Raw genomic sequence first — 24,684 nt, 5'->3', positions numbered from 1 at the left:
GGCCAGCACCGCCCCCGGCCACTGTTCTGGCCGCTCGATGAATGGATGGGAGGGTTGCCAGGTGACATTCATGGTTGGGTTCCGAACAGGGCCGCGATCTGCTTCCCCAGGTCCTGGTAGAGATGCAATTGGCTGCCGGCTTGCAGATCGTTTGCAAAGCGGGCAGTCCAGATCGCCAGGTGGTTATTCCACAGTTCGTGCCACAGCTCGGTGGTGTTCGGCTGTTCCAGCAACCAGGCGGCCGCTTCCAGTTCGGTCCCCAGGTAGTCGGCGGGTACCTCGCCGGCGGTAAGCCCCAGGCGTCGGTAGAGATCGCTCAGTTCGCCGGTGGCGGGGCCGTGCATACAGCCTTGGCGGTAGGCCGACTCAAACGGTGGGCAGACGGTCTTCGGGTAGCCGTTGACGAACAGTCGGGTGTGTTCGCCTTGCCACTGGTCCAGCGGTAGGTTCGCCAATTCTGCCACCCCCGGCCGCAGCCAGGGGTGTTCCTCGGCCAGTGTCTGCAGCAGTGGCAGACTCTCCTCGGTAGGGGCGGCCAGCAGGCCGCCCAGCAGACGCAGGTGTTCGGGCTGCATCGTATTACCAGGGATGGGCATAGACACCTGCGTACATGAAGTAGTGGCGCAGCAGGTAACCGCCGGCCAGCACCAGTACCGAGGCGGTGACGATCGGCAACCGACTGGCCCAACCTTTGATCACCCCCTTTAGCTCCAGCAGGAAGGGGACGATCAGGCCGAGACCGATAAAGCCGATCAGCCAACCCATGTCTTGCCACAGCAGTTGTGCCGAGCGGAACGCCGATTCGTTGCCGGCCGCCATGTAGTGGAAGAAGGAGAACAGGATCACCAGTTCGCCGGCGATCAACATGGTGTCGGTGCGCTCGTAGAACACCTTCACGTAGTAGTCGTCCTTGTTCTTGATCACCAGGTTCAGCAACAGCAGCAGGTAGGCCAGCGCCGTGGAGAAGGCCGATACCGTGAACAGCAGCGGCACGCCCGGGTTGTGCCACAGGGCCACCGCCGGGAAAGATTGCAGCAGCAGGCCGGTGTAGACCGCCACGCCGATCCCGTTGATGGTGGCCAACCAGCCGATGGTCTTGTGAAAGCGCAGGCAGCATTTGTTGGAAAGTTTGTTCATCAACTTCAAACGCAACACCGCACCCAGCAGCGGCACCTTGCGCGCCCGATCCGACTGCACCAGGTAGGGCAGGGCATAGAACAGCCCCCACCACATCATCCAGATGATGAACTGGGTACCCCAGGCGATCCAGGCGTGGGGCTGGCGGAACAGCACCAGCGGGTTGATCACGTGCAGCACCGCGCGGGGATCGAGCAGGTGGATGAACAGCATCAGTGAGCCGACGCTGAGCATGGCAATGCCGGAGAAGGCGCCCCACAGCACCAGGGTGCGGTGATTCTTCAGGTACATATCGGTGAGGAAGGTAACCACCAGGGTGGCGGCGCCCAGGCCGCCAAGGTAGAGGTAGACGGCGATCCACCAGGTCCAGACCGTTTGGGTTGTATAGCTCATGGTGACATCCATCGCTCAGCCCCTCCGTTTCAGATCATCGATGTAATAGACATTGGGCCGGGTCCCCAGATGCGGCATCAGGGGGCGGGCCACGCCGCTGGCCACCATCTGGGCCACCGGGTCGTTGGGGTTGTCCAGGTCGCCGAACTGGCGTGCCGAGCCGACGCAGGTCTCGACGCAGGCCGGTTGCAGCCCCTGTTCCAGGCGGTGGTCGCAGAAGGTGCACTTGTCCATGCTGGGCCGGCTGCGAGGGTAAGCTTCACCGTAGAACTCGCGGCCGGTCTCCACGTCTTGATAGGTGACTTCCATGCGGGCGTCGTAGGGACAAGCCATGGCGCAGGCGCGACAGCCCATGCACAGCTCTTCATCCACCTTGACGATACCGTTGTCCAGTTTGTAGGTGGCGCCGGTAGGGCAGACGCTCAGGCAGGGTGGGTTGTCGCAGTGGTTGCACAGGCGCGGGAAGAAGCGGCGGTGCACATCCTCACCGCTGCCGATCTCTTTGTCGTGCACATAGGTGCGCCACTTGTTTTTCCAGACCGGTGTCTGGTTCTCCATGGCGCAGGCGGCCATACAGGCGTTGCAGCCGACACAGGTGTTGAGGTCTATGACCATGGCGTAGCGGGTCATGCGACACCTCCTTGCTCATTCAGTTTACGCACCTTGATGGTGAACTCCTGGGAACGGAAGCCGGCTACCACCGGTTCCACGCGGTACGGGATCAGCTTGCTGGTGGCGGTGCCGTAGCCGTAGGCCCGGGTCAGCTTGGGATTTTCCGAACCGAACGAGGAGTGGATAAACAGGGTGTCGCGCCGGATCAGCCGGGTGACATAGGCGTCGCCTTCGGTCTGCTGGCCGGTGGCGGTGTTGCGTAGCGCCAGCCGGTCGCCGGTGCGGATGCCCAGCGCCTCGGCCCGGTCCGGATGAATCCAGACGCCGCCGTAGATCTCCTTTTTGAAATGGTTGATGGCTGACAGCACCGGGTTGTTGCTGTTGGTGGAGGCGTAGGAGACGGTCGGAGTCTTGCCGTAGGTGAAATAGAACTCATCCCCGGCCAGCGGCATGTCCATCGGCGTGTCGGGTCGGCACTCGGCCGCGATGTGACCGCCGAGCACGTTGAAGTTGGGCAGCCGGTTGCCGCCCTTGCGCAGGGCGTGGAACAGCGGGGCGAAAAACTCCACCCGGCCCGACTCCGACGGCAGCGGCAGTTTCCACGGCATGCCGGCGTGTTCCAGCAGTGCCTCCCGGTCCTGTTCCTGGTAGATGCCGCGCTCCCGCAGGGTCTGGTCGATCACCTCCGGTGTAGTGTGCAGGCGCTCGGCGGTCTGCTCGAAGTAGACTTCGCGACAGGCGGCGGAGAAGGCGCCGTGCGGCATCGTCTTGCGCTTCTCCGCGTAACGCTGCTTGACCGATTCGGCAGGCAGGCCGGTGAGTTTCTCCACCCACTGCAGCAGCCCGTACTCGTTGCCGCTGATGATGTTGCTCATGCGCAGCAGGATGTCCGGTGTCTCTTCGGTGTCGTAGAGCGGATCGATGGCGGCGTAGCGGGTGGTCAGGGCCAGGTCGTGGTTGACGCCGTTGCCGTAGAGGGCCGGTTCGGCGCGTTCCAGGTAGCTGGAGTTGGGCAGGATGACGTCGGCCCACAGGGTGGTGTCGGCCGGCAGTACGTCGACGGCGACCACCAGCTCCATGTCGGGATGGCCGAGGATCTCTTTCCAGCGCGTATCCGGGTAGTAGTGGCGTACCGGGTTGGCGGCGTTGATCAGCACCGCACGGGTACGGTAGGGCTCACCGTTCCAGTTCAGCTTACCCTCCACCGACTCCTTGAGGCCGGTGTCGGCCATCACCGGCAGGGCCACGTGTTCCCGTCCGGCGGCCTGCTCCTGGGCGCTGAAGGCCCAGGCCCAGCCGGGACGGCCGTGGGCAAAGTTTTTGCCGTCGGAGAAGGTCTCCACCACGAACTTGGCGAACGGCATGCCGGCCAGGGCGGCGAACGGCGGACCGGCCGGCTCGCCCTTCTCGCGTGCCTCGATCATCTGGGCGGCTTTGTGGTGGAATTCACCGCTCATGATCCAGCCGCCGCGCTTGTCGATACCGCCGGTGAGCATCTGGATCATCGCCTGCACCCGACGCAGCATCATCATGTTCTGGTAGCGGGCGCCGTGCCAACCGGGATCGACGATAGCCGGTCGCGTGGTACCGAACTCGAAGGCGATGCGGCGGATGGTCTCGGCGTCGATGCCGGTGCTCTTGGCGGCCCACTCCGGCGTGCGTCCGTCCAGTTCCGCGAGCTGCGCCTGGAATACGGTCATCACCGCTTTGCCGTCGACCTGGAAACCGTCTGGCGCGCGCAGGGCCGGATCGATTGGATTGCCGTCCACGTCGCTACTGTTGCGGTTGCTGTAGGCGGGCAGGCTGTATAGCTGTTCGGAACCCACGGAGAGTATCTGCGGACGTCCTTGGTCGTCGGTCAGCGGCTGCCACTCGCCCTCTTCATCGCGGTAGAGCAGGAACGGCATGTTGGAGTGCTGTTTGAGGAACAGGGCGTCGTAATAGCCCTCGGACATCATTTCGCGCAACATCGCCAGCATGAAGTCGAGATCGGTGCCGGGACGGATCGCCAGCCACTCGTCGGCCTTGGCGGCGGTCTCGGAGCGACGCGGATCCAGTGCCACCACCTTGGCGCCGCGTTTGCGGCCGGTGGCGAAGCGCACCATGCGGCAGGTGGAGACGGCGCCGATGGAGGAGTTGTTGGCCACGAAAAGGATGTACTTGGCGTTGTCGTAGTCCGGCAGCACTTCGTCATGGATGTTGAAGTTGCCGGTCACCATGTCGGTGCCGATGTGGCCGGTGGTGACGCAGTGCTGCATGGGCGAGGCGATGATGTTGGGAATGCCGTTGGCCATGGCAAACGGTACCGCCCAACTCATGTAAAAGACGCAGGAGGTCCAGCCGCCGACCATGGTCCATTCATAGGGCTGGATGTCGGCCTTTTTGGCTTTGGCGTCGATGTATTGCCACGCCTCTTCCCAACTGGCGGCACGGAATGCCCATTCGCCGCGCTTACTGCCTTCGACCCTGATCAGCGGCGTCTTCAGCCGGTCGGTGTCGTAGGTCTGGCGCAGGCCGGACTGGCCGCGGGCGCAGATCTTGCCGCGGTTCAGCGTGGAGTGGGGGTTGCCGGCCAACTTGGTGATGCGCTTGACGCCGTGGCGGGTCTGGCTGGTGACTTTCAGGTTGCACAACGAGGAGCAAAAGTTACAGATACTGTAACTGGTGTCATCGCGGTCGGGTTGGGTCGAACCGGTCTTGCCGGCCAGCTGCCCGATGGGGGTGAGCAGGCCGAGGCCGGCGCTACCGTAGCCCGCCGTCTTGAGAAAGGCGCGCCGGTTGAGGCTGGGTAATTTCCATGCCATGACAAATTATCCTCCCGGGAATTGTCTGTTTCTGTTGCGCGCACGCGGCTGTAAGCGAACTAGCGCCTTCCTGTCCGGTGAAGGGCGGGTGTTTCGATTACCGTGATTGCCGGGTAGTACTGCAACGGCCAAGTGTTCGTCTTGCCCCTTATGTCCTGGGGTCTTTTGATGAGGAACGGCTAATTAGTAAGCGGAGTGGTGGGGGAGTGTCATTGACAATTCACAATGTGCCCGGTGTAAGGCTTTGTTTGATATGGGTATCTGACTTTTATCAGTATTGATTGGATACGGGCCGCCCCGTTTACCCGCCAAAAACATTTGAAGATGAGGTGGACGGGATTTTCCAGCCCGCCCGCTACAGCGATGATTTGAATTTCTCCCGGGTTTCCGGTGAGGCCAGCTTATACCAATGTTGAAGCATTTTTAGAATGACGGTCTGTTCCGAATCCAGGACCTGGCTTGCCTCGATAGGCAGAAGCGGACTTTCCGTCATAGGTATAGCGGCGGCGTTGGACGTCCGATTAAACTCACGGAGTTCCCGTTCATAATTGATACCGAGACGTAACCCTTGCAGCGGAAGCCGCGTTGCCTTGTAACGGATCGGGGTGTTGTCCGGGGTTGTTAAGCGCCAGTTTAACTGCTTGTTAAAAACGGTTACCTGTCTTTCAGTCGACAGCGGCGGCGCGCCGATCGTAAGCTGCCGGCCGGATTCCGTAAAGGTAATGACCGATGGATCGGTCTCTTCCAATTCATAACTGCTGCCATTTTTTATTTCGGTTGAATAAGAGACCAGGATTTGATTGGTCCCGTCCGGAAGCGTGTATCGACCTTTGGCTAAAAAAAACGAGTGGTTGCTTGATACTTCTTTACCGTTAATGGCCAACAACTTGATCCCCTCATCCAATTTCAGGGTGTTTTCGGCATGTCCCCATGAAGGCAATAGCAGGACCAATGTGCAAGCAGACAGTTTCAGTGTACGTTTCATTCAGTGACCTATCAGTGAATCGGCAAGTCTTAAGGAAAGGTCCTGTGGATTCTGAAGAGGATGTATCCACAGGACCCCGGTTCAGGGTGAATTAGAATTTAATCTGTACGCCGGTTAATACATCCATTTCATCACCGGCATCTGAATCACTGATCTCCGCGAACAGGCTTATATTTTTCTGGGCCGGGAGCCGGTAGGTCGCGTTCGCATACCAGGCGTCCTGTCTATTCACATCGTCATCCACGCTTACGTAACCCAGCGCGAGGCTGGTGTTTTGGGACGCCTTGAATTTTGCTACCAGGTTAAGGGTGCTTTCATCCAGATTGGAACCATCGATGTCTGAAATACTGTAGTCGGCGCCCAGCTTTGCAAACCCCGCATCATACGTCGCGCTGACGCCCCAGGAGTCGGCATTGTTATCGTAAGTCTGGTAAGCCGCGGCGACAGATAGCGCGTTGAAATTCGCGCGGATGAACAGGTCGGTGGCCGAATCGCCCTGGCTGGTGCTTCCTTTCGCCTCAATTTCATGAGAAGCGGACACGAAAACATTGCCAAATTCCGCATCCACGCGCAGTACATCGTCGCCGGCATCTTTATTGGCTTCAAACTGATCTTCGTGCATGCCGGCCGGTTTTTCGTAAGCGGCTTCAATGCCGAATTCATCGCCGGATGTGTTCATTTTACCGACGCGAAAGGCAATCCCGCCGGACTTGACGCCGAGGTACGCTTCTTCCAACTTGTCACCGCTCTGTTTGTTTTCCGCCGCACTGTCGAAACTGAAGTCCAGCTGACCAAACGCTTGCAAGTCGTCACCCAGGTCGTAGGTAATGGTGTTTTTGATTTCAAGATCATCGAACTCAACATCCAGGTCCTTCGATTTGGAAGCGTTATCACGCAGTTGGATCTGCCAGTCGCCTTTCATCTTGAAGCTCAGACCGTTTTTTTCATAGATGGTCGCGGCGTTAGATGCTTGGGCGAATACGGCAGTAGAAACTGCCAGAGCTAATGCTAGTTTTTTCATGGTTGCCTCTTTTATCAGTCTCATTCTTTGCGGCTGCAAATCCGCGTTGAAATATGGGTTTTGTCATTGGACTTCTTCTATTTGTGTCACTCCTGATCCGACCCGATCGGGTAGCCGAATGGAAAGAGTGGTTTGCTCGTTATGCGTCGTTTCTAATAGCCCCCCCCTCGGTCGTTAACGTTGTTGGCGCGATGGGGGCCGGGATAACAGCCCCCACGTGGAGACGCTTATCCCTCTCCATCGGTCACTACCGTTTCCAGCCCTGGGGTTTCGGTTTTGATATGGCGCCGCTTCTTCCATAGGTCCAGAATGGGCGGGACCAGCATCACGATGACGGCTACGGAGACGATGCTTAGCGTGAGCGGTCTTTCCCACAGGAAGGCGAAACTGCCATCAGCGATGGTGAGTGCGCGGCTTAAGTTGTTTTCCATCAATCCACCCAAGATGAAACCCAACAGCATCGGTGCCATTTGAAAATCCAGCAGCTTGAGGAAGATGGCGATCACCGTGATGACGACCATCATGTGTATATCGAAGGTGTTGAAACTGACCAGGTACACGCCGGTGATGGAGAAGAACAGAATCAACGGAATCAGGATGGGTCTTGGAATGACCAACAGACGCGAGATGTAAGGGATCAGTGGCAGGTTCAGGATCAGCAGTATCAGATTGCCGAAATACATCGAGATAATGACTGACCAGAACACATCCGGATGATCCATGAACAGACGTGGCCCCGGTTGTATGCCATAGGCGATCAGTGCACCCAGCATGATGGCGGTGGTACCGGAGCCTGGAATACCCAATGTCAGCAGGGGCACGAAGGAGCCGGTCGATGCCGCATTGTTGGCCGATTCCGGCGCCGCCAGACCGCGCAGCGCGCCTTTTCCAAACTTCAGCTTCTCTTTCGCTGAAGCCAAATTGCGTTCCAGTCCATAGGCGAGAAAGGAGGCGATAGTGGCACCCGCACCGGGCAGCACGCCGACCAGGAAACCAAAAATCGACGAGCGGCCGATAGTAGGCGCGACATGTTTCACTTCCGCCATGCTCAGCTTCATGCTGCCGAGCTGAGACATATCCATCTGCTCATCTTCTTCGGTGTGTTGACCTTTCAGAACGGTCATCACCACCTCGGTCAGCGCAAACGTTGCCATCGCCAGCAGCAGGAAGCTGATACCGTCTATCAGATCGACACTGCCAAAAGTGAAACGGGTGGTACCTGAAGTGACGTCGGTACCCACGGTGGCGATCATCAGGCCGAACACCGTCATGATCAGCGATTTGATAACCTGGCCCTTGCCCGAAAAGGCGGCAACGGCAGTCAAGCCGAGAATCATCAAGGCGAAGTAGTCACTGGATTGAAAGCTCAAGGAGACTTTTGCCAGAGCCGGCGCTGCGAAAAGCAGTGCCAACGCACCGACCGTCCCGCCGGTAAAGGAGGCATAGGCCGCCAGTGCCAATGCCTTACCGGCCTGTTTCTGTTGTGCCAGTGGGTAGCCGTCAAACGAGGTGACCACCGTGCTGGCACAGCCTGGTGCATTGATCAGGATGGAAGAGGTGGAGCCGCCAAAGACGGCACCATAGTAAACGCCGGCCATTAGAATGATACCGGACGACGGATCCAGGCCGTACGTGATAGGGATCATCAGTGCCACAGCTGAGATAGGTCCCAAGCCGGGTAGCATACCGATAAAGGTGCCTGCAAAGCAGCCGATAACGACCATCAGCAGATTAAAGGGCATCACCGCAGTGGCCAGCCCGGTCATAATACCGTCTAACATGGGGTTAGCCTCCAAAAAAAAGTCTAAACAACTGACCGGGTGCCAAATAGATATCCAGCAGTTGCGTCAGTACGAACCAGAAACCGGCAGCAAAAGGCACGGATGCAAGAAGCAGGGTTTTCGGCTTGCGTTCACCTAACAACCAATACCCGCCAATCAGGAAAAAGATGGTTGCCAAGAGAAACCCCACCCACTCCAGAGCCAGTGCGAAAGCCACCACCAGCAGTAACAATTTGGCGACCAGCGCAAAGTTGTAACCAGCCAATGAGATCCGGCTTGCGGATGAACGGTGGGCAGTCATCAACAGGAGTAGAGAGAGTCCGATACCCAGCACCGCCAGCGCGTCGGGAACGGTCTGGGCGTGGAAGGGTTCGAATTCATCCCCCGGTAACAGAGAAATCTGCCCAGCGTAGTATCCGTAGGTAACCGATAACAGAAGAAAAGTCAGGCCACCGATATGGTCTTTACTGATCGTCATGGGAATCTCCTGGGGTGGAAGCAGCGCCACCTGTCGGGATAAAAAAACCGGGGACCGTTGACACAAAGCCCAGTGACGTTGGTCCCGGTAAGGCACAGCAGGTTGCTAAACAGAGAAAGAAATCCGCTTTATTTCAGGAAACCGAGCTCACGCATCAGCACGCCCACTTCCTTTTCCTGGTCTTCGAGGAACGCGATAAACTGCGTATCGGGTTTGAAAATTTCGGTCCAGCCGTTGCGGGCGCGTACGGCCTTCCAGGCTTCGGTGTCGTACATCTTCTCCAACGTGGAGACAAACTCCGCTTTCTGAGCGTCAGGTGTGCCTGGTGCGGCAAAGAAACCGCGCCAGTTGACGAAAACCGCGTCGTAGCCCAGCTCTTTCAGCGTCGGTACATCCGGTGCGGCGTCGTTGCGTTCCGCACCTGTCATCACCAATATGCGCACTTCACCCGCTTCAGCCAGAGTGAGGGCCTCACTGAAGCCGGTAGACAACAGTTGGGTTTCGCCGGATAGCAGACCCGCCATCGCTTTTCCGCCGGCATCGTAAGCGACGTAACGGACTTGTCGCGGATCGCCGCCTGCCGCTTTGAAGGCCATGGCGGCAACCAGGTGGTCCATGCTGCCGCGGGCCGACCCGCCGGCGATCTTGATGGCGCGGGGATCCGCTTTGTAATCGGCTACCACCTGCTCAAAGCTGGTGTATTTGGAATCCTTTTTCACCACAAAGGCACCGTAGTCACCAATGGTGGCGGCAATCGGTGTCAGATCGCGGAATGATTGCGGGAACACCTTTGACAGTGAACGAATAACGATGGGTGTGGAGTTCACCATCAGGGTGTCGTTCATCTGGTCGGCTGCCTCGATCAGGTGTGCGATCGCCTTACCGCCACCGCCGCCAGACATGTTTTCATACGATACATTCGACACCAGGCCTGATTTACTCAAGGCTTCACCGGTACCGCGTGCCGTGGTATCCCAACCGCCGCCGGCACCGCCGGGAATCAGAAAGTGGACACTCTCGAGTGCCTGAACCTGGAATGAGGCACTGGCTGTTATACAGGCGGTCAAGATGGCGGCCACCAGACCTTTGTTGGATTTTGTCTTGCAGAACATGGGAATCACCTCATATTTATTTCTTCTGAGGCCTGCAAGGTAATGTGTGGCTCGATTGAAAAGAAGTTTATGAACTTAAAGGCTTTTTAAAACATAAAGGACATTTTGTTCATATTGTTTACGGGCGTTTTTTTGGTGAGTTGGCTAATATATAAACAGTGAGCCAAGGGAAAGGTTGTTGGAATCAACGTGGCTGCTGATAGTGCATAACGGATAAGAGAACGACTGTTGGAGAATAAATTTGCTGAACCGTTTGAAACTAAAAAGCCGCATGATTCTGATTCTGGGTTTTATGGCTTTGGTTCAGAGCGGATTGGTAGGGTTGTTTGCTGTTCACTATTTGCGTCAGTCGTTGGATGAGCAGATTGGCCAGCGTGCCGTCGATGTGGCGAAGACGATTGCGATAACACCTGGAATCATCAAAGCTGTAGAGCAACGTGATAGCAGTTTGCTGCAGCCGATCAGCCTCGCTTATGCCGCGCAAACCCATGCCCGTTTTGTCGTGTTCGGAGACAAGGCGGGCTTCCGTCTGGCGCACCCGAAAATAGAAAAGATTGGTCATAGCATGGCGGATGACGACGGGGATGATAACTCGCCGGCTTTGGTCAAAGGTCAGGTTTACTTGTCCAAAGCGCTGGGGAGTATGGGTTGGTCTGTTCGAGGTAAGGCGCCGATCTTTTCAGATGAGGGTGCGATTGTCGGATTGGTCTCGGTCGGTTATGACTTGATGCGGGTAGAACAGGTTATCCAGCGTTACAGTCTCACACTCATTGCCGTTATTGTCGCCTCATTTATTCTCAGCGTTTTTATCGCCGTCTTTTTTGCCAACCACTTTAAAAAGGCCATTTTTGGCCTGGAGCCGGAGCAGATTGCACACCGCTTCAATGAACAAAAGGCAACGCTGGAATCGGTGCGTGAGGGGATTATCGCCATCAACAGCGACGGCAAGATTACCACGGTTAACCGTGCGGCAATTGAAACCTTTGCGCTGCCGGAAGGGTTGGAGCTGATTGGCAAATCCATCGAAGAGGTCTTGCCGGATAGCACCATGCTTGAGGTTTTGCGTACGGGTATACCGCAATATGATCAAGAGGCATGGATACAGAATCACAGTATCATTGCGAACCGTCTGCCGTTGAAACAGGGTGACGAGATTACCGGGGTGGTATCCAGTTTTCGGCGTAAGGATGAACTGGCTCAAGTGAGTAAGAAGCTGACCCGTATTCAGCAGTACGCGGATACGCTGCGTAGTCAATCCCATGAGTATTCCAATAAATTGCATACCATTGCCGGATTGATTCAGATCGGCGCCAGCGATCAGGCATTGGCGTTGATCGGCCAAGAAGCGCAGAGCCATCAGGAACTCATCAACTTGCTACTGGAAGCGGTACCCGATCCGATACTGGCCGGCTGTCTACTGGGGAAATACAATCGGGCGCGCGAGATGGGGCTAAAGTTGATCATTGATCCGGACAGCCATATGGCCGAATTACCGGAGAGCCTGCCTCGGGAAAACTTAGTCAGCATCATCGGCAACCTGATCGACAATGCCCTGGAGGCGACCCGAGAACAGTGTGGAGAGGGTGGCGAGGTTCATCTGTCAATGACAGATCTGGGCGATGACCTCATCTTTGAAGTGGAAGATCAGGGACCGGGTATCAGCCCGGAGCTGCAGGATATAATTTTTGAGAAAGGCGTCAGCAGCAAGGAGCGTGAGGGGCATGGCTTCGGCCTGCATCTGGTCAAAAAACTACTGGATAATCTGGGAGGAACCGTGACGGTGGAACCCGCAGATAAGCTAGGCAGCCGTTTTATTGTCTATATCCCCAAACAACCTAGCCATAACTAAAATAATAATATGACCAATATCAAAGTTGTTATAGCTGAAGATGATAAGCAGATCGCCGAGATCCAGAAGCGATTCCTGGAAAGGATTGAGGGGTTCGAACTGGTGGGAATTGCCCATGGCCTGGAAGAAGCCGAAGACCTGGTCGATGTGTTGGAGCCCGATCTGTTGCTACTGGATATCCAGTTTCCCAGCGGAACCGGGCTGGATCTGTTGCGCAAGATCCGCGCGGAGAACGGTCATGTCGATGTGATCTTGATCACCGCAGCGAAAGAGGTGGAAACGCTGCGTGAAGCGCTGCGTGGCGGCGTATTTGATTATATTCTGAAACCCCTGGTGTTCGAACGGCTACAAGAGACCCTGGTGCATTACAGAGAGCATCTGCTGAAATTGCAGTCGATGCAATCCCTGGCGCAAAGCGACGTGGATACCGTGTTACCCAGAAGCGGTGCCGCCGCCATGCCGGAACAAAAGCCGGGGGCGGAGGTTCGCTTGCCCAAGGGAGTGGATGCACTGACGCTGGATAAAGTCCGTGAGGTGTTTAGCGAGCCTTGCGGCCCGCTTAGTGCTGAACAGGTGGGGGAACAAATCGGGGCCAGCCGCACCACCGCGCGCCGCTATCTGGAGTTTCTGGTCAGCAACCGAGAATTGGTGGCCGAGGTCAGTTATGGCAGCGTCGGACGACCGGAACGGCGCTATCAAAAAGGCCGTTGATCCATCGCCTCGGGGCGACGGCTCTGCATCCAAGAAAAGTACTCCCGGATTCCATATTGAACGAAATATCAAGAACTTGTTTCTTCGATGCTGGCCGTTGAGACTGCCAGATTTATCACGCTTCAGATATGCCGCATTCTGCCGTTAAGGTACTAGATGCATGACGTACTGGGGGAGTCGGGTTTATGGGACTATTCAGCAATACGGCCTTGAGCGAGGCGCAGGAAGAATCCCGGGCAGTTGAGGAGATCCGAAAGCAGCTCGACCTCGACGGCCTAACGGCCGTGATGTTCTTCGTCTCGATAGACTATGATCTCGACAAGTTGGCTGGCGAACTCCGTCAAGCCTTTCCAGACTCGGTCCCGGTCTTCGGTTGCACCACCGCCGGCCATATCGGTCCCGACGGTTACCAGCGTCGGGGTTTGCAGGTAACCGGTATCTATGGCGCTTCGGTATCCGTACAGACTGAGCTGATTCACCCGCTGGACCAATGCCAGGCGGCCGTCTTGGCGCTGGGACAAAGAGTCGACAACGATCCGCTACAGAATACGGCCCGCCGTTTCGGGGTGCTGCTGGTAGATGGCCTGTCACGCCTGGAAGAGCGGCTGGCCGCGGCGCTGCACCACTGTTTTCCCGATATACCCCTGATCGGCGGTTCCGCCGGTGACGATCTCTCCTTTGATTCAACCTATGTTTATGCCGATGGCCGCTTCCTGTCCAATGCGGCCGTGTTGGCGCTGTTCGAAACGGACGCTCCTTTCACCGCCTTCAAGTTCCAACATTTTGTCCCGACACGGGAGCTATTGGTGGTTACCGAGGCCGACTCGGAAAACCGTACGGTGCAGGAATTCAATGGTGAGCCGGCCGCCCTGGCCTATGCCCAGAGCTTGGGCATCACGGTAGAGGATCTGTCGCCGGAAATCTATTCGTGCCATCCGGTCATGCTTAAACTGGGCTCGGACTACTACGTGCGTTCAATACAGCAATGCAACGATGACCTGAGCCTGACCTTTTATTGCGCCATCGCCAAAGGCATTGTGTTGCGTCTGGGGGAAGCGGTCAGCCCGCTGGAGGCGGCGAAGAAGGCGTTTGCCGATGTGCACCGGCTGGTACCGAAACCCAGTTTGATCATCGGCTGCGACTGCATACTGCGTCGTCTGGAGTTCGAGCAAACCGGGCAGCTACAGCAAGTGGGCAAACTATTGGTACAGAACAAGGTGATCGGGTTCAGTACCTATGGCGAACAGTTCAACGCCCTGCATATGAACCAAACATTCACTGGCCTTGCTATCGGAGAATTATGATGGACGTGCAAGTTCAGACACTAGAACAGAAAATTGCCGCTCAGGAAAAGACTATCCGCATCCTTTCGGAACGGCTGGAACAGCAAACCGCCGACAATATTTCCGGCTTTGCGCTGTTTGAGCAGAATATTGCGCTGGAAGATGTCGTCGCCACCCGCACCCAGGAACTTGAAACTCACCGCATCCATCTGGAAAGCGCGTTGACAGAACTCAAGGCCGCCCAGGCCGAGCTGCTGCAGGCGCAGAAGCTTCAAGCGATCGGCCAACTGGCCGCCGGTATCGCTCACGAGATCAACACGCCGACCCAGTACGTGGGCGACAACATCACCTTCATTACCGAGTCATTCGCTGACCTGCTACAGGCCATGCAACTGTGTCAAGTGATGTTGAATGCGACAACCGCGGGCGAAACAACGCAAGATTGCCGCGGTACGGTCGCCAAAGCGATGGAGCTGGCTGATTTCGATTTCATCAAAGAAGAGGTGCCGCGCGCGCTTAAGGAGTGTAAAGAGGGCGTGCGGCGCATCTCCGGCATAGTCGGTGCGATGAAAGAGTTTGCGCACCCCAGTGGAGGCGTAATGCGGCTGGTGGATTTGAACTCCCTTATCCGCTCCACCGTGGAGATCTGCCGCAATGAATGGAAGCTGATTGCCGAATTGGAAACCGAATTGGATCCGCTGTTGCCTGCGGTGCAGGGGCTTAAGGATGAACTGGGCCAAGTCCTGCTGAACCTTATCGTCAACGCTGCCCATGCGGTTGCCGACGGTATCACGACGGGCGATGAGAAGGGGCTTATCCGCATTACCACCCGGCGTGACGGCGAGTCGGTGGAAGTTCGGGTCCAGGATAACGGTTGCGGCGTTCCCAATGAGCTGAAGCAGAAGATATTTGAACCCTTCTTTACCACCAAGGAAGTGGGCCGGGGATCCGGGCAGGGGCTGGCGATCGTTTACAACGTGGTGACAGACAAGCACCACGGCGAGTTAAAGGTAGACTCTGAGCCCGGTGAGGGGACCGTCTTTACCGTGCGTCTGCCGATAGAACCCTGAGTTAAAAGTCGCGGGCGAATAGTGTGTACCGAATCGTTCCTCGACGGTTGTTTCAATATCAACCCAGCTCGAAAGTCGTGATGCCAAAAATTCGCTCATGCGCAAGGGCCGGCGCAGGGCCCAGATACATCCGTGCGCAACCGAAGACTTCGGTCATTCGGTGCCGTTGTACCAAGGCCATGGCGGCGGGGTTGTTTTCGGGGGCATCGAGAAACAGTGGGCCGCCCGCGGCGAATCCCGCCAGTTGCTCGTACAGTGCATCGGCAATCTGGCTATCGTCCGCGAACAGAGGGCCGATTTTGCACCCTTCCCGACAGCGCCGCACCACGCCATAACCGCACAGCACTCCGTTTCGCTGGTAACCCAGGGCGAGCGCATCGTCCTGGGCTATCCACCCTTTCAGAAATGTCGGGCGGGCGGCGGGGAAGCAACGGCGATCGTATTCGAGCAGCCGGTCGAATGGCACCTTGGCCAGCGGGATAATGTTGTTGTTTTCGATTGGGCTGGTTGCTGCGTGCGCTGCAACCTCGCTACGAAATCTCAGGTTGCGATGTGAAAAGAGGAAGCCACCTTTGGCATAGTAGTCCTGCATGGTGAAGACGCCGTCCATGCCGATCGTTGCACCCGGACGCAATCGGCTAAGCAGCCGGTCGCGGCGGAAGTGCCAGATGCGATTACCGTATCCTTGGCCCCGGTATTCAGGCCGAACAATAAAGAAGCCCATAAAACCGAATTCCCCGCCATAAGCGGTGATGGCACCACCGCCTATTAACTCGCCATCGAGTTCCGCCGCCATAAAGGCCTCGGGGTCAGTGGCCCAGAACCGGTCAGCATCATGAAGCCCGGGATTCCAACCTTCGCTTGCCGCCCAGTCGACGAGTTGATCTACCTCGGGACGGGTCATGTTGCGTATTACCGGGTCCTTTGACATGGCGATAGGCTCTCCTCTTCCATTGAGCGCAGAGTGGAGTAGGGTGCGCCTCGACGGCATCATAGCGCCAGTGGGGAGATAGCTCCAGGCCGAAGACGAAAGATGCTGATCGGCTATCGCATGGAGGCTGTGACCGGATCTTGGTTGGGCGGTGTAAGAATGCTGGTGAAGGTATGTTGTTGTCTAAACCGCCGGATTGAATGGTGAATAGTCCACCCCACTGTAGAGATAGGGCAGTGAATGCGTGACCAAACGGCCTTGCTGTAAGGTAAAACGAATCATCCGTTCGACGCCTTCAAAGGGCAAGGTTTCACTGTCACGCCAGACAATTTCTGCTCGCCCGCTCATGTGTATCATGTCTCCCCGCCGGAAGTCCGGGAACAGCAGGCCCGCTTGGGGGTTGACCGTGAGATTACCGACGGTATTAAAAAAATTATTTCCGGCATAGTCGGGAATCAATAGGGTGCGATCATCCGATAACTTGATGAAGCCGGGCCGGCCGCCGCGGTGTGAGAGGTCGATACCGCGGTTATTCTGTCGGGATGCATCGCGATATTGACTGGCGATAAAGAAGGTATCGCTGGTGCCAATAAACCCCGCCAGCTCTGTATTCAGTTGAGTGAAATCGATGGCGGAAAAATCACCGTAGGCAGGATTCAACGCCCGTTGTCGCACCTGGATATATTTCGGACAGTTACCGAACGACTGCTTAACCCGGAGGGCTATTTGATCAGTTGTGTGGGCGGTTATGGTTGCATTGAGCCGATTACGGCGACGCGTTTCCAACTCTATTCCCAATAACCCGATGTCATGCCCGGCCTGCAGTGCATCGGCGAGCGGATCGTGTCGGTTCACTTGGCTATGGATCAACAAGGTGACCGCATCGGGAGATTGAATAAACCCGGGATCGCCAAACAGGGCAGTTGCCCAGAGGTGGCCGGTTGGATCTTCTGCACCCAGGACAATGAGTGGTAGTTGTGAAAAAAACTCGCGATGCTGATCCGGCATCCGGTCCCGCATCGCGCGTGGCCCGATAAGCTGCATCTGCTCAAAGGAACCGGCGCGCTTTTGTGCAGCTATTTCGCCCGGGTGCCAAGGTGCCGACGGTGTCATTTTGCCTCCTCGGGCAGGGCCAGGAATTCCACGCGCAGTCCACCGGGTATGTGGCACATCATGTGCTGAATAGGGGTGCCGGATAGCGGTTCGGGGGCAAACTCGATCTCAACTTCATCCAACAACGAGAGTTTTTCATGGAGTTGTAACAGTTGTTCGATGCCCGCTACCTTCAGCGCAAAGTGATGCAAACCCACATTGGCCGTTCGATCAAACGCGACGGTTTTTTCCGCCGTGGTTTGCCACAGTGTCAACATGATGGCACCGTCACTGACAAAGATGGTGGGGTAGTCGGGCTTTTCCCCTACGGCGCTGAATCGGAGATGTTCGATAAAGAAGTGGGCTGTTTCGGAAACGTTGGGTACGGTTAAACCGAGATGATGGATGCCTTGTGTAACCGGTTGAGTGTCGGTGCCATGTGTTGCCTGACGGGTCATTGTCTTTACCTGTGATAGGGGTGGTTAGGTGAACAGATCTGTATACTATAATGAGAAGATAGTGAACAGATCTGTATATGTCAAGAAAAAAGTGAACAGATCTGTTCATTCCCGAGCCCGGCAGATATACTCACAGGGTGTGGAACGAGGATCCCCAATGAAGATACAGCCCCGTAAGCAAAAATTGATTGATACCGCCTATCGGCTCTTTAACCAGTACGGTTATCACGCCACGGGTATCGACCGAATCCTACTGGAGTCCGGCGTCTCGAAGGCGACACTGTATAAATATTATCGGAGTAAAGAGGAGCTGATACTGGCTGTATTGGCACAGCGGCACGCGCAGTTGGAGGCTTTGATAAGAGAGAGGATGGAGGCCGCTCAGGATGATGCCCAGCCGGCCCTGGCGATATTCGACAGTCTGGATGAGTGGTTTCGTGCGAAGGATTTCTATGGCTGTAACTTTATCCATGCGAGTGCCGAATATACCCAGGTGGGGGATGCGATCCACCAATATGTGGCGCGACATAAAGAGAGCATACGCAAGCTTATTGAACAGCACTTGAATGTCCCGGACAGGAAAGCGCGCCTGCGTCTCTCCCGGGAGCTGATGTTGTTGGTGGACGGCGCGATTGTAGCGGCACATGCCCGTGGAGAGCGCAAGGCGGCCGTTACGGCAAAACGGGTGGCGGAATGCCTGCTGTCCGCGCAACAGGGAAGCGGCAGCGGCCAATAGGCGTGTGTCGGCTATTTCGGGTTGGCGGTTTTGTTGTCTATATACGATGCCAAGCTGTATAGCTTTGCGCACCCTCCAGCCCCAGATTGTTCCGACTGCCAGCCTGTATTCTTCGTCTGTACGCTGTTTCCCGGGTTCCTGTATCGCCTATAGTTTGTTTGCGCATGGCATTTTTATCTAATCGCAATAGGAGGCGTATGCATGATCGAGGTGACAGGCATAGATCATATTGTTTTGAGGACAACAAAACTGGATCAAATGCTGGATTTTTATAGCGGGGTGTTGGGCTGTTCCATTGAACGTCAGTCTTCACCGGAGACCGGCCTTACCCAACTCAGGGCGGGGTTTTCACTGATTGATCTGGTGGTGGTCGATAGTCGTCTGGGACGACTTGGTGGGCCGGCTCCGACGTCGCAGGGCAATAATGTGGATCATTTTTGCCTGCAGATAAAAGCGCTTTCTGAAGAAACGGTTATCAGCCTTCTGAAAAGTCATGGCATTGAAACCGGCGCCTTTACCGAGCGCTACGGTGCACAGGGTATGGGACGCTCTATCTATATCTCAGATCCGGAGGGGAATACCGTAGAGCTGCGAAATCAGCTGTAGGGCTTGTTCTGCACGGCGCGGCAAGCGGTCGATCTTGCCGATGGCGGGCGCTGTTGGCATACAGCCCTGAAACGAACAAAGGGCGGGGGCTGTCATGCCCCCGCCCTATTTCTCGGAGCCGGTCTTAGATTTTGCTGACGATCAGCCCGGCATTGACCCCGCCGAATCCAAAGCCGTTACAAAGGGCGTGTTGCGTGGTTTGGTTACGCGCCGTATTGGGAACAAAATCCAGGTCCTGGATGGAATCCTCTACGCTCTGCAGGTTGAGGGTAGGCGGTAGGGTATCGTTGATTACCGCCAAGGCGGTGAAGATGCTTTCGATTCCGCCTGCCGCGCCCAACAGGTGGCCGGTGGCCGACTTGGTGGAGGAGACCGGAATCTGCGGCAGCGCCTCGCCAAACACGTTCCGGAGTGATGCGATCTCGGCATTGTCGCCCACCGGTGTGGAGGTGGCGTGGGCATTGACGTAGTTGATGTCGCCAGGTTGCAGGCCGGCCATTTTCAGGGCACGTCGCATTGCCGCCGCGGCACCGGAACCATCTTCCGGTCCCGATGTGATGTGGTAGGCATCGGCGCTGGTGCCGTAACCGCTGAGGATAGCCAGCGGTTTAGCACCGCGGTTGAGGGCATGTTCCAGGGTCTCGATCACCATCAGTCCGGCCCCTTCGCCCATGACGAAGCCGTTTCGTTCCCGGTCGAAGGGTCGCGAGGCGCGCGTGGGGTGTTCACTCTCGGTGGAGAGTGCCTTCAGCGCATGGAATCCGGCCAGCGCAAGCGGTTCGACGCAGCCCTCGGCGCCACCCACCAGGGCAACCTCGGCCTCGCCGTTACGGATAATCCGCATGCCGTCACCAATAGCCTGGATGCCGGCCGCACAGGCGGTTACCGGACAGCCCAACGGCCCTTTAAAACCATAGCGGATGGAGACGTTGCCGGCCGCCAGGTTGGCCAGGAAAGCCGGTACGGTAAAGGGAGAAAGTCGCTTGTAGCCTCGGCTATCGAGCGTCTTCTGTGCCTGGGTGATGGTGGGGAAGCCGCCAATCCCGGTTGCGATGATGGTGGCGGTCGCCTGTTTGTCGTCCTCGCTTTTGGGGAACCACTGGGCCTGCTGAAGTGCCTCTTCGGCCGCGGCGATGGCATAGATGGTAAACAGGTCGAGCTTCTTACGCTCTTTTTTCTCTATTAAGGGTTCGATATCGAAGCCGGCTTCCGTGTCCTGTTCGATACCGGGTACCAGTCCGGCTATTTTTATCGGGAATTCATCGGTATCAAACCGGTCTATCAGGCCGATGCCCGACTGACCGGCCGTTAGACGTTCCCATACCGGCTTGACGCCGCAACCCAACGGACTGATCATGCCCATTCCAGTAATGACGATCGGTGAGCTCATGGTTTCTCCGCAATCTACGCTAATATAGAAACCCTAGCACCCGGCTATATATGATCAAGATAATATTTTACCCAGGTTGTTGATGGGGGGAAGAAATGCCTTATTCGGAAGATCACAAAGCAAGGTCAAAAGACCGTATTCTGAAGTCCGCCACCGAGCTGTTTTGTCGTTATGGCTTTGACAAGGTATCCATCAGCCAGATTATGAAACTGGCCAAGATGACCCATGGGGCGTTCTACGCCCACTTTGAGTCGAAGGAAGCGCTCTACAGCGAGTCATTTCTGGAAACTCTCAGGGGCAGTCGCGCCGCGCGGCTGGTAAAGGGGCCGCTATCGGTAAAACATTTGACGGCCCTGGTGAGCAATTACTGGAATTTGCAAGAGCTGGAACAGAAGAGTAAGCCGGGCCCTGAGACGGTGCTGTTCAATGAAATCGGCAATGAAAATGCGGAGATCAAAAAGCTGTTTGAGGCTTCCTATCATAATATCAAGCGGATGCTGGAGACCCGCATCATTGCGCTGAGCCGGCTCAAGAAGCTGCCTTTCGAACCCGACAGGGAGACCATTGCCGAAAAATCACGCGCTATTCTGGCATCGCTGGTGGGCGCTGTGGCGATTGCCAAGAGTATCCCTCATGAAGAGGAGCGGCGCGGTATCCTGGAAGCATCACAAAAACAGATTTTGCTGATGCTGGGTGTGAGTGAGAGTGAACTGGATAGCGTATTGGGTTCGGTGGCCCCAGACGTCTGGTAGCCTCAAGACCGCCATGGGATCATGAATAGGCTATCGCTGTACTGTGCCCATTCATGATCCCGGCGGGATCGGTTGTAGCGGCTATAAACTGGCCACAAGACCGGGTTTCACGTCGTTACTCAGTTCCGCCACATACAAAGCGATGTGGTGATCCGTCAGCATCTTTTTCGCGTGTTGAATCGCCGCTTCCCGTGAATCGAAACTACCAAGAATGACCCGGTACACCTGTAGCACCGCTTCTTGACGGTCGAGTAGATGTGCCTGGATCTGCCGCTGGTTCAGCGTAGCAAGAAGATGCTCGGCATTCGCTCGATTCGAGAATAAACCTGCCTGAACGATAAAACGATTCGGCTGCAGATCCGGTTTAGCAGCCACGTCCGGCATAGCTGTGGCCTGCGTACGCTGTTCATCCGCATCCGCCGACAGGAGAGGGTCTGGCGGCGGGGCTGGTTGGTTCGCCACCCCCTCATGCGTTTGAACGGTGGCGATATAATTTGTTGGCGAGAGTGGCATGCTTTCTGAGCGAATTTGGGTAGCCACATAGAGTCCGGCAACAAAGCAGATGACGGGCAAGGTGGCCGATGCGGCCAATAAATATCGAAAATCTTTTTTTGTAAGGTTAAGCGCGTCCATACTGGAATCCCCCCTGGTTTAGTCAAAATATTGACATACCCGTTAGCGGGGCATGAATCGTGCCAAAAAATGAATTTCGATCGTATTGAATGGGTTAAATCGGCTTATGAAGGCGGCGGGATAGCCTACCGCCACGGTTTCGCATGGATGGATTTCCCTTTGGGTTAGAAGCGGAGCGTGGACAAAGGACAAACCCGTTATCGAGTTTGGCCTCGTACCTGTCTTCCTTCGATACAGGTACGGGGCCTTGATCACCGAATAATTTGTTCTCCCCTCTTAAGGTAGGGTTGGAGAGCGATTGTCCGGGTGGTTAAAAGGAGATGGCCATCGCAACCATGACGTTATCGAAACTGGCGCCATCGACAGCGGGTACCGCGGCGGCGAGCCTGTCTTCCCGCTGTTCCAGGTCAAAGATTCGTTGATTGAGTGCTACCACGCTTGCCTGTAGCGAGGGGCCATTGCGCACTTGGTCACCAAAACCTTCGCGCACTCCCGCCAGTTCTAGACGGTATTCCTGTATCTGTTCATCCACCACGGCTCCCGCCGCAGCCATGGAGAAGGCCTCACCCTTGCTGGTCGCTTCCAGCGCCACACGAATAAACAAATCGTTACCGCGCAATGCCACTTCGGTATTAAATAGGTCCAGCCCATTGTTCAAGGAGCTGTCGTCGGAGACGAGGTATCCGAAGGCACCCGTTTCTTGCGTCTCCTCTATAACCGGTATCGCTGCGCTGGCTAACGCCGCTTCGGCAAAATCCGGAGTACGGGGTTGTGACAGTCCGGCCAATAATGTCTCTTGGTCGTACTTGTCCTGGATCTGGTGATTGAGAATATGGAGAGACCGGTCAAGTACCGCACCGGTGAATACTTGAGGACCTAGCCAGCCATCGCCGGGTACCTCGGCCAATACGCTACTGCCCGAGACGCCCATCAACAGCGCGGTGGTGCAGATTGTTCCCAGCACGGCCCGATAGGATTTGATATGCGGCTGCTTATTCATGGCGTTCTCCTTTGACTAGGATATCCTGGTGAATAAATACTAGACCAAAACAGTAGGAATTAGGCGGGTATGGATCTTCTTTGCCCGGCAAATAAGTTATGCTGATAGGCTGGAGTCTGGAAGGGGGCTGGCGCCCGCGTTCTGTGGGCTACCCGGCAGATAGCGATATCTTAATAATTGGGACATATTACCGAGAAGGGATAGGACGATGATTTTAGATCATATTGGAGTGGTTATATCGGATTATGAACGCAGTAAGGTATTTTACAGCCGCTGTCTCGCACCGCTGGGCATCACGTTGGTGATGGAGGTCGAGGGGTGGGCCGGTTACGGACGAGAGGGTAAACCGGAATTCTGGTTTGGTCCGGCGGGTGAAGCGAACCAACCCATGCATATTGCTTTTGCAGCCGAAAATCGTGCGCAGGTGGATCGGTTTTACCAGGCGGCGCTTGAAGCCGGCGGCAAGGATAATGGGACGCCGGGCATTCGGGAAATCTACCATCCCAATTACTACGGGGCCTTTGTCTACGATCCGGACGGACACAATATCGAGGCGGTATGTCACCGACCGGAGTAGAGCGGTCATTGGCGGTGCATGATCGCGTTTACCAATAGGAATGAATATGGCGAATGCTTATGTGATCGGACACATAACCATTAAGGACCCCGATAAATGGTCCCAGTACCGTGACCGGGTACCGGCTACCTTACAGCCATGGCGGGGTGAGTTGGTATTCCGTGGAAAACTGGTTGCTGTTCTGGGGGGCGAGTTCGCTCACAACGATACGGTGGTGATCCGTTTTCCGGATATGGATGCGGTGAACGGTTGGTTTGACTCGGCCGCTTACCAATCACTTATCCCCCTGCGCCTGGCGGCCGCTGACGTGGACCTGTTGGCCTATGACGGTTGATATCGCGTTGTGTCTTCGCTCGAGCTGAGCGTTAACCCCCGCACCTTAATTTAAAGGTGAGGGGGGTACCCGACCTATTCAAAGATGGACTTCAGTTTATTGCCCATTTCCCCGGCTTTTTCGCCGACTCCATCGGTGGATTTAGCTTGATCCTGCACCGCTTTCAGTTTGTCGCCCACTTGTGACTGCAGTTTGTTTTTCAATTCGTCGAGGGAGACATCACCGACGTTGGCGGCGGCCCCGGTCACTTTTTGCATCACTACCTTGACTACATCAGAGGCGGAACTGCCGCCGCTCTTTTTGCCAATATCTCGCATCTCGATGTTCGGCAGTTTGGTCGTGATGGGTGCATCGGAAAGCGGCGTGACCACTGAGACTTCGCCGTCACGAATGGTGAGCAGATCGATGATCAGCTTCTTCTCCTTCTCTTCGCCGTTCTTGCCCGAGCCGCCACCTGAAAACTGTTGCACATTCTTTACCAACTGCTTCAGGTTGGATCCGGCCTTGCCCCCTGGCTCATAACTGAGTTTGGGTGACTCGATGTTGATGGACTTGATGTGGATAACATCGGTAGTCAGGGATTCCGGGTCGATAGCGATTTTAATTGCACCCAGTTGAAACGCATTTTGACTTTTATAGCCGGACGGATTGCCTACAGTGAGTCCACTGAGCTGGCCTTCCCCGGTGATAGCGACATCGGCGCTGTCCAGGGAAACGGTGCTTTGCGTCACCTTGGGTCCAAAGCTTTCGACTGCTTCGACAATCAATGAGCCCAGACCGGACGAGAGAAATATAAACACGCCGATGACAACGATAATGAGGAGGGTGACCAGACTGATAGCGGTTTTCTTAACGGCGCTCATTGTTATTCTCTCCTTATAGTTCTGGTCACTGCTGTCCCATAAAGAATCGCTTTAACTGTTTGTAACAGACTGATTA

The 24,684-nt window shown here is 56.0% G+C and carries 25 protein-coding genes; 9 read left to right on the top strand and 16 right to left on the bottom strand.

Going from position 1 to position 24,684, the window contains the following annotated elements; genetic code table 11:
* Positions 1-68 precede the first annotated feature (68 nt).
* From ACQY5R_RS09840 to ACQY5R_RS09800, 9 genes are all read right to left on the bottom strand, one after another.
* Positions 69-575 carry a TorD/DmsD family molecular chaperone gene (locus ACQY5R_RS09840; RefSeq protein WP_428607595.1) on the bottom strand — a complete coding sequence of 169 codons (507 nt, stop codon included), beginning with the start codon at positions 573-575 and terminating at the stop codon, positions 69-71.
* Between the two features lie 4 nt (positions 576-579).
* Entirely contained in the window at positions 580-1,530 is a 951-nt protein-coding gene (nrfD, locus tag ACQY5R_RS09835) for an NrfD/PsrC family molybdoenzyme membrane anchor subunit (RefSeq protein ID WP_428607592.1), read from the bottom strand.
* A 15-nt stretch (positions 1,531-1,545) separates the two neighbouring features.
* Complete coding sequence (locus tag ACQY5R_RS09830; RefSeq protein WP_428607590.1) at positions 1,546-2,160, bottom strand: 4Fe-4S dicluster domain-containing protein; 615 nt, start codon at positions 2,158-2,160, stop codon at positions 1,546-1,548.
* The gene (locus tag ACQY5R_RS09825; protein WP_428607587.1) at positions 2,157-4,946 is read right to left on the bottom strand and encodes a molybdopterin-dependent oxidoreductase; all 2,790 of its coding nucleotides are present in this window, start codon (positions 4,944-4,946) and stop codon (positions 2,157-2,159) included. Before ACQY5R_RS09825 ends, ACQY5R_RS09830 begins: the two co-directional genes overlap by 4 nt.
* A gap of 355 nt (positions 4,947-5,301) precedes the next feature.
* A complete protein-coding gene (locus ACQY5R_RS09820; protein ID WP_428607584.1) occupies positions 5,302-5,931 on the bottom strand; it encodes a YccT family protein in 630 nt (209 codons plus the stop codon).
* A 91-nt stretch (positions 5,932-6,022) separates the two neighbouring features.
* Positions 6,023-6,952 carry a porin gene (locus ACQY5R_RS09815; RefSeq protein WP_428607582.1) on the bottom strand — a complete coding sequence of 310 codons (930 nt, stop codon included), beginning with the start codon at positions 6,950-6,952 and terminating at the stop codon, positions 6,023-6,025.
* Positions 6,953-7,179: 227 nt separating this feature from the next.
* On the bottom strand, positions 7,180-8,733 hold the full coding sequence (locus ACQY5R_RS09810) for a tripartite tricarboxylate transporter permease (RefSeq protein ID WP_428607580.1): 1,554 nt from the start codon (positions 8,731-8,733) through the stop codon (positions 7,180-7,182).
* Positions 8,734-8,737: 4 nt separating this feature from the next.
* Positions 8,738-9,211, bottom strand: a complete 474-nt coding sequence (locus tag ACQY5R_RS09805) for a tripartite tricarboxylate transporter TctB family protein (RefSeq protein WP_428607577.1) — start codon at positions 9,209-9,211, stop codon at positions 8,738-8,740.
* 128 nt (positions 9,212-9,339) lie between these two features.
* Positions 9,340-10,323, bottom strand: coding sequence for a tripartite tricarboxylate transporter substrate binding protein (locus ACQY5R_RS09800; RefSeq protein ID WP_428607575.1), 984 nt, complete (start codon positions 10,321-10,323; stop codon positions 9,340-9,342).
* A gap of 241 nt (positions 10,324-10,564) precedes the next feature.
* Here ACQY5R_RS09800 and ACQY5R_RS09795 point away from each other — a divergent pair, with 241 nt between their 5' ends.
* From ACQY5R_RS09795 to ACQY5R_RS09780, 4 genes are all read left to right on the top strand, one after another.
* Positions 10,565-12,172: an ATP-binding protein gene (locus tag ACQY5R_RS09795; protein ID WP_428607573.1), complete on the top strand. Its 1,608-nt coding sequence runs from the start codon at positions 10,565-10,567 to the stop codon at positions 12,170-12,172.
* Positions 12,173-12,181: 9 nt separating this feature from the next.
* Positions 12,182-12,883: a response regulator gene (locus ACQY5R_RS09790; RefSeq protein ID WP_428607571.1), complete on the top strand. Its 702-nt coding sequence runs from the start codon at positions 12,182-12,184 to the stop codon at positions 12,881-12,883.
* 185 nt (positions 12,884-13,068) lie between these two features.
* Positions 13,069-14,187 (top strand): FIST N-terminal domain-containing protein, encoded by a 1,119-nt coding sequence (locus ACQY5R_RS09785; protein ID WP_428607569.1) that lies wholly within the window; start codon positions 13,069-13,071, stop codon positions 14,185-14,187.
* On the top strand, positions 14,184-15,236 hold the full coding sequence (locus ACQY5R_RS09780; protein WP_428607566.1) for a sensor histidine kinase: 1,053 nt from the start codon (positions 14,184-14,186) through the stop codon (positions 15,234-15,236). Before ACQY5R_RS09785 ends, ACQY5R_RS09780 begins: the two co-directional genes overlap by 4 nt.
* A gap of 58 nt (positions 15,237-15,294) precedes the next feature.
* Here ACQY5R_RS09780 and ACQY5R_RS09775 read toward each other — a convergent pair whose 3' ends face one another.
* The 3 genes from ACQY5R_RS09775 to ACQY5R_RS09765 all read right to left on the bottom strand — a co-directional run bounded on the left by ACQY5R_RS09775 (position 15,295) and on the right by ACQY5R_RS09765 (position 17,717).
* Positions 15,295-16,167 carry a GNAT family N-acetyltransferase gene (locus tag ACQY5R_RS09775; protein WP_428607564.1) on the bottom strand — a complete coding sequence of 291 codons (873 nt, stop codon included), beginning with the start codon at positions 16,165-16,167 and terminating at the stop codon, positions 15,295-15,297.
* Positions 16,168-16,350: 183 nt separating this feature from the next.
* A complete protein-coding gene (locus tag ACQY5R_RS09770) occupies positions 16,351-17,280 on the bottom strand; it encodes a pyridoxamine 5'-phosphate oxidase family protein (RefSeq protein ID WP_428607561.1) in 930 nt (309 codons plus the stop codon).
* Positions 17,277-17,717 (bottom strand): VOC family protein, encoded by a 441-nt coding sequence (locus ACQY5R_RS09765; RefSeq protein ID WP_428607559.1) that lies wholly within the window; start codon positions 17,715-17,717, stop codon positions 17,277-17,279. The genes ACQY5R_RS09770 and ACQY5R_RS09765 overlap by 4 nt, the downstream gene beginning before the upstream one ends.
* A gap of 157 nt (positions 17,718-17,874) precedes the next feature.
* Here ACQY5R_RS09765 and ACQY5R_RS09760 point away from each other — a divergent pair, with 157 nt between their 5' ends.
* Together ACQY5R_RS09760 and ACQY5R_RS09755 are read left to right on the top strand one after the other, a co-directional pair.
* The gene (locus ACQY5R_RS09760) at positions 17,875-18,453 is read left to right on the top strand and encodes a TetR/AcrR family transcriptional regulator (RefSeq protein WP_428607556.1); all 579 of its coding nucleotides are present in this window, start codon (positions 17,875-17,877) and stop codon (positions 18,451-18,453) included.
* 201 nt (positions 18,454-18,654) lie between these two features.
* On the top strand, positions 18,655-19,059 hold the full coding sequence (locus ACQY5R_RS09755) for a VOC family protein (RefSeq protein ID WP_428607553.1): 405 nt from the start codon (positions 18,655-18,657) through the stop codon (positions 19,057-19,059).
* Positions 19,060-19,183: 124 nt separating this feature from the next.
* On the opposite strand, the gene fabF is transcribed toward ACQY5R_RS09755, so the two are convergent.
* Positions 19,184-20,449 carry a beta-ketoacyl-ACP synthase II gene (fabF, locus tag ACQY5R_RS09750; protein WP_428607551.1) on the bottom strand — a complete coding sequence of 422 codons (1,266 nt, stop codon included), beginning with the start codon at positions 20,447-20,449 and terminating at the stop codon, positions 19,184-19,186.
* Between the two features lie 95 nt (positions 20,450-20,544).
* On the opposite strand from fabF, the gene ACQY5R_RS09745 reads away from it, so the two are divergent.
* On the top strand, positions 20,545-21,201 hold the full coding sequence (locus ACQY5R_RS09745; protein WP_428607548.1) for a TetR/AcrR family transcriptional regulator: 657 nt from the start codon (positions 20,545-20,547) through the stop codon (positions 21,199-21,201).
* Between the two features lie 81 nt (positions 21,202-21,282).
* Here ACQY5R_RS09745 and ACQY5R_RS09740 read toward each other — a convergent pair whose 3' ends face one another.
* Together ACQY5R_RS09740 and ACQY5R_RS09735 are read right to left on the bottom strand one after the other, a co-directional pair.
* Positions 21,283-21,834 carry an SPOR domain-containing protein gene (locus ACQY5R_RS09740; protein WP_428607546.1) on the bottom strand — a complete coding sequence of 184 codons (552 nt, stop codon included), beginning with the start codon at positions 21,832-21,834 and terminating at the stop codon, positions 21,283-21,285.
* Between the two features lie 310 nt (positions 21,835-22,144).
* Complete coding sequence (locus ACQY5R_RS09735) at positions 22,145-22,834, bottom strand: hypothetical protein (protein WP_428607543.1); 690 nt, start codon at positions 22,832-22,834, stop codon at positions 22,145-22,147.
* Positions 22,835-23,042: 208 nt separating this feature from the next.
* Here ACQY5R_RS09735 and ACQY5R_RS09730 point away from each other — a divergent pair, with 208 nt between their 5' ends.
* Positions 23,043-23,411 carry a VOC family protein gene (locus tag ACQY5R_RS09730; RefSeq protein ID WP_428607540.1) on the top strand — a complete coding sequence of 123 codons (369 nt, stop codon included), beginning with the start codon at positions 23,043-23,045 and terminating at the stop codon, positions 23,409-23,411.
* Positions 23,412-23,457: 46 nt separating this feature from the next.
* A complete protein-coding gene (locus ACQY5R_RS09725; RefSeq protein WP_428607537.1) occupies positions 23,458-23,745 on the top strand; it encodes a DUF1330 domain-containing protein in 288 nt (95 codons plus the stop codon).
* 74 nt (positions 23,746-23,819) lie between these two features.
* Here the strand turns inward: ACQY5R_RS09725 and ACQY5R_RS09720 are convergent, their stop codons facing one another.
* Positions 23,820-24,608, bottom strand: a complete 789-nt coding sequence (locus ACQY5R_RS09720) for a hypothetical protein (RefSeq protein ID WP_428607534.1) — start codon at positions 24,606-24,608, stop codon at positions 23,820-23,822.
* Positions 24,609-24,684 lie beyond the last annotated feature (76 nt).

It is taken from the genome of Sedimenticola sp. (assembly GCF_050289425.1).
GTDB lineage: Bacteria > Pseudomonadota > Gammaproteobacteria > Chromatiales > Chromatiaceae > Sedimenticola.
Note: the sequence above shows the minus strand (reverse complement) of the source record. Positions and strands in the feature narration are given on the sequence as shown.